Below are 11,248 nucleotides of genomic sequence, written 5' to 3' on the forward strand. Positions count from 1 at the left end.
GCGAATGCCCGGTGTCCGAAACAGACCCGACGACCAGTGCTGGAGGTGTGTGCCATGACCACCGAATGCGGTTCGTACACAACAGAATCGAACTATCCCATGGTTGCCGTGGTGGACGGCTCCGCGGTGTCGTATCGAGGCGCGGTCTGGCCGCGCTCGACGCGGCCGTGCGTCACCGACGGCTGCACACCCGGTGACCTCGACCGTCATCTGGATATCGGATCTGACGCGGTGTGGATACGCGGACGCCCGTTGATGCGCGGGGCAGACCGGCGAGCGCTCGCTGAGGTGCGGCGGGGTCGGGGGACATAGGGCAACGATTCAGGGGACCGCTTTCCCTGTCGCTGTTGTCCTCCGGTTCGGTTCAGTGGGATCAGACTGGATTCGCGGGCCGGTCAGGAGGAACATGCGATGGCCCAGGTATTGACGAGATTCAAGTCGCGGTCGTGGCGGGATCGGTTCGCCGCGTGGTTCGAGCCGTCCCTGGTGGTGGTCACGGTGGTGCCGCTGGTGATCGGGGCGTTGTTGTGGATGCTGGGGTTGCGCGGTGCCGCGGATGCGTTGTGGATCGCGGCGACCGTGGCGGCGTTCGTTCCGGCTCTTTACTGGATGATTGCCACGCTGGTGAAGGGCCGGGCGGGTGTTGATCTGATCGCGGTGTTGTCCTTGGCGGGAACGCTTCTGGTCGGGGAATACCTTGCCGGCGCGTTGGTCGCGGTCATGCTGGCCAGTGGTCGTGCGCTCGACGCCGCGGCCGAGCGGCGCGCATCGCGGGATCTGCGGGCGTTGCTCGAACACGCGCCGCGTTCCGCACGTCGCCGCGTTGGCGACGATGTGCAGGTGATTCCGCTGGACCGGGTCGCGGTCGATGATGTGCTCGTGGTCGCCACCGGGGAGGTGGTGCCCGTGGACGGCCGCATTCTCGATCCCGTTGCGGTTCTGGACGAGTCGGTGTTGACCGGGGAGCCGCTGCAAGTGGAGCGGGCATCCGGCGAGCCGGTACGCAGTGGTGTGGTGAACGCGGGTGATGCGTTCGAAATGCGGGCCGGTGCGACGGCAGCCGACAGTACGTACGCCGGGATCGTGCGGTTGGCGCAGCAGGCAGGCGCCGAGAACGCTCCGGTGGTGCGACTGGCCGATCGGTATGCCGCATGGTTCCTGCCACTTGCGCTGCTCGTCGCGGCTGTCGCCTACGCGTGGAGCGGGTCGGCGGTGCGAGCTGTCGCGGTGTTGGTGGTGGCGACTCCGTGCCCGCTGTTGCTGGCCGCGCCCGTCGCGATCGTTTCGGGGTTGTCGCGCGCGTCGCGTTCGGGCGTCGTCGTGCGGGGTGGTGGCGCGCTGGAAACCCTCGGACACGCGACGACACTCCTGATGGACAAGACCGGAACACTGACCCGAGGCCGTCCACGGGTCGTCGATGTGGTTACCGCGCCGGGCCGCGACCCGGCCGAGATGATACGGCTGGCCGCCTCGGTCGACCAGGTGTCACCGCATGTGCTCGCCGAAGCGATCGTCAGCGAGGCGCTGGCCCGTGGCCTCGAGCTGTCGGCCCCGGCCGATGTGGCCGAACAAGCCGGGCGCGGCGTCTCCGGCACTGTCGGCGGGCACCGAGTGGATGTCGGCAAACTGCCGGAGGCACTCACCGCGGTGGATTGGGGGCGTACGGTCGTCAATCGCGCGACTCTGGACTCGGCCGCGATCGCGTGGATTGTCCTGGACGGTGCGCTCGCTGCGGCCATCCTCCTGCGAGATCCGCTGCGGCGCAACGCACCACGTACGATCCGCCGATTGCGGCAGGCGGGTTTGGACCGCCTGGTCATGCTCACCGGAGATCGGTCCGAGCCCGCACGCGAGGTGGCCACCGTCCTCGGATTGGACGAGGTGTATGCGGGGCAGAGCCCGTCGGACAAGGTGGAAGCCGTGCGCCGCGAACGCGAACGCGCGGTCACCGTGATGGTCGGCGACGGCGTCAACGACGCGCCCGCGCTGGCCGCGGCCGCGGTAGGCGTCGCGATGGGGGCGCGCGGGTCCACCGCATCCTCGGAGGCGGCCGATATCGTGCTCACCGGTGACAGATTGGATCGCCTCGCCGATGCGATGGACACCGCCCGCTGGTCGCGTCGTATCGCTGTGCAGAGCGCGGCCGTCGGCATGAGCCTGTCGCTGGTGGCCATGATCGTCGCCGCCCTCGGCTGGTTGCCCCCTGCCGCCGGTGCGCTGTTGCAGGAGGGCATCGACGTCGCGGTGATCGTGAATGCTTTGCGTGCGCTGCGCGGCAATCCGGCGCTGCGGGTCGAATTGACCGCCGACACCGAAGCGTTGCTGCACCGCTTCGCCGGGGAGCATGACACTCTGCGCGACACGCTTGCTCTGCTGCGCACCGCGGCCGACGGTCTAGCCGTCCGCGGTGGTGACCCGGTTGCGCTGTCCGCGGTCGAGGAGGCGCACAGGTTCCTGGTCGATGAATTGCTGCCGCACGAACAGGCGGAGGAAACCGAGCTGTATCCCGCGCTCGCCAAGCCACTCGGTAGCCCCGAGGCGACCGCCACCATGAGCCGCACCCACGCCGAAATCCAGCGCCTGACCATACGTATCGGCAACCACCTGGGCGTGGCCCGCGCCGCCGGCCGCATCGGCCCCGACCAGACCGACGATCTGCTGGCGTGCCTGTACGGCCTGTACGCGTTGCTGCAGTTGCACTTCCGGCAGGAAGAGGAGAACTATTTCACGCTCAGCGACGATGGGTCCGAATACGCTGGCGCGCCTGGGAAATCCGACTCCGGGACATCTGTGCAACCGTGACCCCGCCGGGCCCGTTACTCCCGGCCTGAGCGCGGAGGTTCGTGTCTGCACGGCCGCCGCCGCGTTGCGTCGCACTCGAACCGAGTCTGTTCTTCCTACTCTCCCGGCCGCCCCGGCAGGTCCTGTGACCAAGACCGCCCTGGCCGATGATACCCCTGGGGGTATATTGGGTGCCATTGACCAATATACCCGCGGGGGTATTCGAACGGAGAAGTGATGACCGACTCTGGGATTGTTTCGCCGCCCGAGATCACCTCGGGAAATGCTGGTGGACTGCTGGGCGGCATCGGTGCCACGATGGCCGGTCGGGCCCGGATCGTGTTCGGCGTGTGGCTGATCGTGCTGGTGGCGCTGGGGGCTGCGGCGCCGAGTGTGTTCAACTCGCTCGCGGGTGCGGGATGGCAGGCCGACGGGTCGGATTCGGTGCGGGTGCGTGAGCTGGCTCAGCAGCACTTCGGCGGCGATTCGTCGGCCGCTTTGCAGGTCGTGGTGCATTCGGATACTCAGGCCATCGCTGGCCCCGCGGTGCAGTCGGTGCTCGGGCGGGCCGCCGCGATCTTCGCGGCCGATCCGCGGTTCGGTGAAGTCGTCGCCCCCGAGCCGGGGGTCTCGATCAGTCGCGACGGGCACACCGGGATCCTCATCGCCGGTGCCGCTGCCTCACCCGATGACATGGTGAAGGCGGTCGATGCGCACAAGAGCGCGTTGACGGCGTTGTCCGGCAACGGGATCGAGGTCTATCCCACCGGCGCTTCGGCGCTGTGGAGCGATTTCAACAAGGCCAACCACGAGGCGATGCTGAAGGCGGAGATGTTCTCCTGGCCGGTGACCCTGGCGATCATGGTGATCGCGTTCGGGTCTCTGGTGGCTGCTGGGCTGCCGCTGCTGCTCACCCTCGCCGGATTGATCGCCTCGGCAGGCGGCTTGGTGCTGCTCAACCATCTCACCCCGATCTCGGTGTGGGCCATGAATTTCGCGATGATGTTCGCCTTGGCCCTGGGCATCGACTACGCCCTGTTCATCGTCGCCCGATTCCGCGGAGCTCTCGCGAGGACGCCCGATGCGCGCGCGGCGGTGGCCGAGACGTTGAGCACGGCGGGCAAGGCCGTCCTGTTGTCCGGACTGACCGTGCTGGTGAGCTTGTCGGCGGTGCTGATCGTTCCGGCGCCCGCGGTGCGGACGATGGCGGTCGGGATCATGTTCGCGGTGGCCTTCGTTCTGGCGGCGACGATGACACTGCTTCCCGCCGCGCTGGGAGCACTGGGCAGCAGGATCAATGCCGGATCGCTGCCGAAGGTCGGGCGGCAGCGTCATCGCTCGGCCCGGTTCGCGGCCTGGGGGCAGCGCCTGCACGACCGGCCGTGGCCCTTCGCGATTGCCGCACTGCTGGTGCTGATCGCCCTCGCGATCCCGGTGACCGGCTTGAAGGTCGCCATGCCCTCGATTCAGGTCGTGCCCTCGGACGCACCCGTTCGCCAGGGATATGAACTCGTGCAGGCGCAATTGGGCAAGGGCGCGCCCGGAGCACTGCAGATCATCGCACCGGCGGCCGAATCCGCCCAGGCCGCGACGACAGCGTCGGCGGTCGACGGCATCGCCGTGCTCACCCCGCCCCAGCCCGCTCACGACGGCAGCGGCCTGGTCATGATGCAAGCGCTGCCGACGGTGGACCCGTCCGATGCGCGGATGGGCGCCATCGTCGATCAGTTGCGTGCGCAACTCCCGGCCGGAGCGCTGGTCGGTGGCGCTCCTGCCGAGAACCTCGATCTGCAACACGCCTTGAATCACTACTTCCCCATCATCGTGGGGATCATCCTGGTCCTCGGTTTCGCGTTGCTGCTGATCGCTTTACAGGCTCCGCTGGTCGCGGCACTGGGAACGGTGGTCAGTCTGTTGTCGACCGCCGCGGCTTTCGGCGTGGCGAAGCTGATCTTCCAGGACGGGCATGGTGCGGGCCTGCTCGGCTTCACCCCACAGGGGTTCCTCGACGGCTGGGGACCGGTGTTCTTCTTCGCGATGATCTTCGCCATCGCGATGGACTACACCGTCTTCCTGCTCGCCACGGCTAAAGAGCACTACGAAAAGTCCGGTGATCCGAGCCGCGCTCTCGTCGACGGCCTCGCCCATTCCGGCCGGGTGATCTTCGCCGCCGCCGCGGTGATGGTCGCGGTGTTCTTCACTTTCGCGCTCGCCCAGCCGCTCCCGCCGAAGGAGATGGGCGTCATCCTCGGCGTCGCGGTACTGCTCGACGCCGCCGCCGTGCGACTGGTGCTGCTGCCGGTGCTGTTGCGGCTCACCGGGCATCGTGCCTGGTGGTCCCCGCGATGGCTCCGCGCGATATTGCCGCCGATCAGCTTCGCGCATGACTGACGCCACGGCCACACACTATACCCCTAGGGGTATAGTGTGTGGTGGGTGAACAACAAAATAAACGACGAGAGGGACTGTGGCCATGGTGGGCAATGAAGAGACGATCGCGCTGGTACTGAATCGGTTGCGTCGCGCTCAAGGGCAGCTCGGCGGCGTGATCGCCATGATCGAGCAGGGGCGCGACTGCAAAGAGGTCGTCACCCAACTCGCCGCGGTGTCACGGGCTTTGGACCGGGCCGGATTCAAGATCGTCGCCACTGGGCTGCGGGAATGCCTGACCGGCGAGGGCGCCGACGGAACTGAACCCATGAGCGAAGCCGAACTCGAGAAACTCTTCCTCGCTCTCGCCTGAACACGCGGGCGCGCAACCGATTACGGAGGTCAACTCATGCCGAACCTACCCCGTCACCAGGGCTGGTCCATCGCCCGTGTCGTCCCTCTGCTGGCAGGGTCCTTCGTGCTGATCAGCCTGATTCTGGCGACGACGTGGTCGAGCTGGTGGCTGGTGTTCACCGGGTTCGTGGGCGCGAATCTGCTGCTGTACGGCACCGCGGGCTGGTGCCCGGCGAGCCTGCTGCTGCGGCGGTTGGGTCTGCCCAGCACGGCTGGTTGTGCCGTGCCTCGAGCTTGACCGCTTGCCACATCCCACCAGCGAAAGGAAGTGCCGGTAATCATGAACATGGCCATCTCCACCACATTGCGCACCGATCGGTTCGCCGACGCGGTCGAACGAACTCGTGAGGCGTTGGGCGAGCAGGGCTTCGGCATCCTGACCGAGATCGATATGGCCGCGACACTGAAAGCCAAACTCGGCGAGGACATGGAGGACTACCGCATCCTCGGCGCCTGCAATCCGCCGCTGGCGCACCGCGCTGTCGAGGTCGACCGCCAGATCGGATTGTTGTTGCCCTGCAACGTGATCGTCCGTCGCGACCCCTCCGACCATGCCACTGTCATCGTCGAAGCCATGGATCCCGACGTCATGGTTCAGGTCACCGGTGAGTCGGACCTCGAGCCGATCGCGTCGGAGGCAACGGCCAAACTGCGTGCCGCCATCGACGCCCTGGGTGACCGCTGAAGATACCGCGGACGGGATCGACCGGGTGACCGTCGCTTTCGGCTCTCAGCCGGTGCGATACGCCGAACACAGGGCGGAGCCGGCCGCTGGTCTCGGCCAGGCGGCTACCGATGCGTCGTGTGGGCGAGGAGGCGGTCCGCGGTGTCCTCGACCGTGGGCATCGCGGCGATCTCGGCGGCTACCGCCTGAGCCGAGTGGGTCAGGCTCGCGTCGGTGATCAGCGTATTGAGGTGTGCCGCGGTAATTTTCGATGCCGGTACGGCGAGGCCCGCGCCGCGGTACCGGACCGATTCCGCGTTCCAGCGGCGGTCCCCGGGCGCGGGTGTGGCCAGTTGCGGGATTCCCGCGCGCAGCGCGGCGAGCACCGAGCCGGCACCGCCGTGGTTGACCATCGCGGTGCAGGTGGGCAGGGCGCGGTGCAACGCGATCCATCCGACGGTGTGGACGTTGCGAGGCAGGTGTGACGAGCGCGCGATCGCGCGGTTCGGGCGGACGATGATGATGTCCGCGTCCACCTGTGGGGCGGCGCGAAGCACCGCGCGCAGCATGGCATCGGGCCCGTCGCCGAGCATGGTGCTGCGAGTCACGACGATGCGTGGCCGCACCGGTGGGTCGCGGAACACCGGCGGAACCGGCGCGCCCGATGGCGCGTACGGGGTGTATCGCACGGACCAACCGGGCACCGACACGATGCTGGGCGGAGCGACCGACAGGGTCGCCGCGGCGGCGGGCTCGTCACGACCCCACAGCAGTCGTAGCAGCTCCCGGCGGATCAGCGTGCCGTCGTCGAGGGCGATGTTGTGCAACACGGCCGGGACACCGATCCGGGCCGCCACGATCGCCGCTGCCGCGGCGAAGGGTTCGTGCACGACGAGATCGGGGTGGAATCGTTCGGCGGTCCTGGTGAGCGGTGCGATCATCGGTCTGTTGGTGACCGCGAAGACATGGGCGCCGCCGCGGGCATCGGCCCTGCCGGTCGCCGATCGGGCTGCCAGGACGGGATGCAGGCCCAGCCCCCGCACCACCGACCGCACATTCCCGATGCTGGGCGCGATATCGACGGCGTCGATATCGCCGGTGACTGCGGCGACTGCTGCTGCGCCGCTGGCCACCAGCACGTCGTGTCCGCGATCGCGAAAGCATCGTGCCAGTGGCATCATCGGGAACAGATGCCCGATCAACGGTGTCGCCGCGAACAGGATCCTCACGACGCCCGGCCTCGATCGGGCCCGCCGGTAGTCGGCAGCCATCCGATTTCGACGTTGCGGTGTCCACCGTCCGGCATGGGCGCATTCTTCATGGTGTCGATAATGCCGCGACTCTAGCCTGGGCCCAGCAGGTGTACGACCCGGCGAGGCGGTCGCCTCCCGGTGGCGCGATTTGAGGCAAACGCCTCATGCGACCACGGAGGCGGCGGACCGATGATCAGGGCATGACGAAGCGAATTCAGGAAGCACAGAGATCATCGGTCATGACCGAACTCACGGTCGAATTGCCGAACGTCGAGTTCGGTACGCGCACTTCGGATCACGTGCCCGAAGTGGCGGGTGGCGGGCGCATCGACGCGGTGGATGTGAGCAGGCATGTCGGGGGGCGGCACATTCTCCACGAACTGTCGTTGTCGGTCGAACCGGGCGAGCTGGTCGCCATCGCCGGCGGCAGTGGGGCAGGAAAGAGCACGTTGCTGGAGATCCTCGCGGGATTGCGGCCACCGTCCGCCGGGGAGGTTCGGCATGACGGCGTCGTTCGCGGAACACGGGTCAGCGCAGATTCCCGTATCGGCTACGTGCCCCAGGAGGACATCATCCACCTCGAAATGCCCCTGCGCCGCACGTTGCGCTACGCGGCACGGCTGCGGTTGCCCGCGGGCACATCGGCGGCCGAGGCGGACCGGGTAGTCGAGGAAACCATGAACGACCTCGACCTGGCTGATCGGGCCGAGGTGCCGGTCGGTGCGCTCTCCGGCGGCCAGCGCAAGCGGGCCGGTATCGCCGTGGAACTGCTGACCCGGCCACACCTTTTCTTCCTCGACGAACCCACCTCCGGGCTCGATCCGTCGACCGCGGCCGATGTGATGCGCCTGCTGCGCCGACTCAGCCGGCGCGGGGTCACGGTCGTCCTCACCACGCATGAGCCGGCCGGCATCGACCGGTGTGACCGGGTGGTATTCCTGGCGCGCGGCGGCCACCCGGCCTTCACCGGCAGCCCGACCGAGGCTCGGCGCTACTTCGGCGTGGAGGATCTCGCCGACGTGTACGACCGGCTGGGTCATGAGCACACCCCGCAGATCTGGGCGGAGCGATTCGCGGATAGCCGTGGGAAGTCGCAAGCCAGGCCCGGCTCGGCTCGGCTGCCCATCCCCGCGACCCGTTCGGACGTCGAGCGCACGGGCGCGGTCCGGCAATGGTGGCTACTCACACGACGCAATGTCGATGTTCTCCTGCGCAACCGGTTGACCCTGGCGGTTCTGCTCGGCTCACCGGTGCTGGTCACTGCGATGATGGCGACGTTGTTCAAGCGCGGCGCGTTCGATCCGCGTAGCGAAGCCGACCTGGGCCCGGTCCAGATCGTGTTCTGGATCGCGTTCGCGGGCTTCTTCTTCGGCCTCACCTATGGCCTGCTCCAGATCGTGGGGGAGATGGCCGTCTTCCGGCGGGAGCGGCTGGCCGGGCTCAGCGTGGGCGCCTACGTGGCATCCAAGGTGACAGCGCTGCTTCCGGTGCTGGCCGGAGTGAGCGCGGTGCTCCTGGGTGTGCTGCGGGCGCTCGGCCGGCTCCCGGCCGTCGGCTGGGACGTGGCCGGTTTCCTGTTCGTGACGATTGTGATCGAGGCGACCTCGGCACTGGCCCTCGGATTGCTCGCCTCGGCCGCGGTCTCCAACGCAGCGCAGGCCGCCCTCGCCCTGCCGATGCTCTGTTTCCCTCAGGTTCTGTTCGGCGGAGCCATAGTCCCGGTCGACCAGATGGCCCTCCCGGGACGCCTGATGAGTCTGGGTCTGTCCAACCGGCACGCATTCGAAGCGCTGGGCCGCGACCTGGATCTCGAGCGGTACACCGCCACGCTGCCCGCCATGTCCGCCTATGGCGACACCTTCCACGGAGGCGCCGGTGCCGCTCTCGTCGCGCTCGCCTCGCTGGCCGTCGGCCTCGTACTGGCCACGATATGGGTCTTGGACCGCCGGTCCCGGCCCGGCGCGTACCGCTGGTGAAGGCCCCGCGCATATCGGCTCGGCCACCCGTCACCGGGGGCCGAGCGTGCGTAATCAGCCGGGTCTCCATATACCGGCCTGCTCGTCAACCGGACGCGTCAGTCCCCGCGACCGCGTTGACCGGGAACTCCGCCAGACCGCGATCGATCGCGGCGAGACTGGCCTGCGTGCGGTTGTTGACGCCGAGCTTGGCGTAGACGCGTTCGACGTGGTTGCGGGCCGTTTTCACGGCGATGAACAGTTCGGCGGCGATTTCTCGGTTCGATCGGCCCTGTGCGACGAGCCGCAGGATCTCCACCTCGCGGTCGGTCAGCCCGGCGGGCCAGGGCGTCCGCCGCGAGCTCCGCGGACCGGCCACCGCGAGCACGGCCGCGGCCGACTCGGCGTCGAAACGTCCGGCACGCGCCTGCTTTCGCAACTGATCGGCGGCGCCGCGAGGATCGAGCGGTAGTCGGTAGGGACGCGGCTCGAGCAGTCGCTGATAAGCCTCCGCCGCGGCAAGCAGCCGGTCCTGCGCGGTCAACTCCGCGCCTGCGATCCCCCGGGGAAAGCCGGACCCGTCCAGCCGTTCCCGGTGTTTCATCGCGAGGGACACCACCGACTCCAAGCCACTGACCCGGCTGAGTATCCGCCCGGTCAGATCCGGATACATCCGTACCCGTTCCCATTCAGCCGTAGTGAGCGGCTTCTTCTTCTCCCAGATCCGGTTGGACACACCCATTTTGCCGAGGCCGTGCACCAGGCCGGCACGGTAGAGATGCGTGATGTCCGACGACGGCATGCCCAGGTGCCGGGCCGCCCCGGCCACCAGATTCGCGACGCCGCGTGAATGTCCCAGGGTGAACGGAGATTTGAGATCGACGAAATCCGCCATGGCCTCGAGTAACTCGTCGGTCTCGGCGGCCGTCAGGGTTCGGTCACGATCCGGCGCCGCCGCCAACGCCGTTGTCCAGACGTCGATTTCGAGCAACTCGTCGACGATCGCCGCCGCGTCGCGATCGAACACCGCCACCACGGCCGGGCTGAACTGACTGCCGCGTCGAGAACGCAGGATATCCTTCGCGTGCTCGAGCCCGCCCGTCCGCAGGTGCACCTCGACGACATCCGCCACGTGAGCGATGTGGATCTCGATCGGGATGTCGTCTCCGCGAGAACCGTTGGGCAACCCCCGGCCGTCCCAGCGTTCGAAGGCGTAGGCCAGCGCCTTTCCGACCTGCTCGTCCAAGCCCATCCGGTCGGACAGCACTCCTGCGGAACTGCAATGCGACTGGATCAGCGTGGCGACCTGGCTGCGAGCCGTGACCAGAAAGGCGGTGGCACGGATGCCTCGCTCCCAGCTCGGCGATCCGCTTCCGACATGACTCATCATCAGCCGCAGAAACGGCAGGCCGGTCATGTCCACCGTGTAGGTGTCGGCCCGGAAGGCGATGTCGTCGCCGAAGAGTGCCGAAAGTTCGTGCGAGTCGGCGTGACAACCGATCCACCCCACCAGATTGGCGTAGTACACGGTCGCCCGCTGTTGCCGGTCGAGCCCCATCCGCTCGGCGATCCGTGTCGCGATCAGGGACGACCGGAGCATGTGCTCCATCGGCTGCCCCAGCCCGAGGTCGATCGCCAGCGATATCGCGGCGAGCAGTTCGGCTCTGCTCAGGCCCCTTCCCGACCCGGGCAGCATCCCGTGCGGGTGCATCTCCCCATTGTCCACCCCGAACAATGGCCATCTCCGCGACGGTGTAACCGCGCCGCAGCCCGCGCGACGTCGTCGCCGGCCGACGCAGCGGTACACGGGT

At 67.9% G+C, this 11,248-nt stretch carries 8 protein-coding genes; 6 read left to right on the top strand and 2 right to left on the bottom strand.

Features of this window, described 5'->3' with window-relative positions; translation table 11 throughout:
• The first annotated feature begins 411 nt into the window (after positions 1-411).
• From NM2_RS17745 to NM2_RS17765, 5 genes are all read left to right on the top strand, one after another.
• Entirely contained in the window at positions 412-2,802 is a 2,391-nt protein-coding gene (locus NM2_RS17745) for a heavy metal translocating P-type ATPase (protein ID WP_084531176.1), read from the top strand.
• Between the two features lie 216 nt (positions 2,803-3,018).
• Complete coding sequence (locus NM2_RS17750; protein WP_067669930.1) at positions 3,019-5,172, top strand: MMPL family transporter; 2,154 nt, start codon at positions 3,019-3,021, stop codon at positions 5,170-5,172.
• Positions 5,173-5,254: 82 nt separating this feature from the next.
• Positions 5,255-5,524, top strand: a complete 270-nt coding sequence (locus NM2_RS17755; RefSeq protein ID WP_067669932.1) for a metal-sensitive transcriptional regulator — start codon at positions 5,255-5,257, stop codon at positions 5,522-5,524.
• Positions 5,525-5,560: 36 nt separating this feature from the next.
• Complete coding sequence (locus NM2_RS17760) at positions 5,561-5,803, top strand: YgaP family membrane protein (protein ID WP_067669934.1); 243 nt, start codon at positions 5,561-5,563, stop codon at positions 5,801-5,803.
• A 42-nt stretch (positions 5,804-5,845) separates the two neighbouring features.
• Complete coding sequence (locus NM2_RS17765) at positions 5,846-6,250, top strand: DUF302 domain-containing protein (protein ID WP_067670009.1); 405 nt, start codon at positions 5,846-5,848, stop codon at positions 6,248-6,250.
• A gap of 104 nt (positions 6,251-6,354) precedes the next feature.
• On the opposite strand, the gene NM2_RS17770 is transcribed toward NM2_RS17765, so the two are convergent.
• The gene (locus NM2_RS17770; protein WP_067669936.1) at positions 6,355-7,458 is read right to left on the bottom strand and encodes a glycosyltransferase; all 1,104 of its coding nucleotides are present in this window, start codon (positions 7,456-7,458) and stop codon (positions 6,355-6,357) included.
• Between the two features lie 224 nt (positions 7,459-7,682).
• On the opposite strand from NM2_RS17770, the gene NM2_RS17775 reads away from it, so the two are divergent.
• Positions 7,683-9,458, top strand: coding sequence for an ABC transporter ATP-binding protein/permease (locus tag NM2_RS17775; protein WP_245718084.1), 1,776 nt, complete (start codon positions 7,683-7,685; stop codon positions 9,456-9,458).
• An 85-nt stretch (positions 9,459-9,543) separates the two neighbouring features.
• Here the strand turns inward: NM2_RS17775 and NM2_RS17780 are convergent, their stop codons facing one another.
• Positions 9,544-11,148, bottom strand: a complete 1,605-nt coding sequence (locus NM2_RS17780; RefSeq protein WP_067669940.1) for an HD domain-containing phosphohydrolase — start codon at positions 11,146-11,148, stop codon at positions 9,544-9,546.
• Positions 11,149-11,248 lie beyond the last annotated feature (100 nt).

It is taken from the genome of Nocardia miyunensis NBRC 108239, assembly GCF_001613065.1.
GTDB lineage: Bacteria > Actinomycetota > Actinomycetes > Mycobacteriales > Mycobacteriaceae > Nocardia > Nocardia miyunensis.

Coding starts and splice junctions, on each gene's coding strand:
- NM2_RS17755 (WP_067669932.1), top strand. CDS start 5,255: ATGGTGGGCAATGAAGAGACGATCGCGCTGGTACTGAATCGGTTGCGT.
- NM2_RS17775 (WP_245718084.1), top strand. CDS start 7,683: ATGACGAAGCGAATTCAGGAAGCACAGAGATCATCGGTCATGACCGAA.
- NM2_RS17745 (WP_084531176.1), top strand. CDS start 412: ATGGCCCAGGTATTGACGAGATTCAAGTCGCGGTCGTGGCGGGATCGG.
- NM2_RS17750 (WP_067669930.1), top strand. CDS start 3,019: ATGACCGACTCTGGGATTGTTTCGCCGCCCGAGATCACCTCGGGAAAT.
- NM2_RS17765 (WP_067670009.1), top strand. CDS start 5,846: ATGAACATGGCCATCTCCACCACATTGCGCACCGATCGGTTCGCCGAC.
- NM2_RS17760 (WP_067669934.1), top strand. CDS start 5,561: ATGCCGAACCTACCCCGTCACCAGGGCTGGTCCATCGCCCGTGTCGTC.
- NM2_RS17780 (WP_067669940.1), bottom strand. CDS start 11,148: ATGCACCCGCACGGGATGCTGCCCGGGTCGGGAAGGGGCCTGAGCAGA.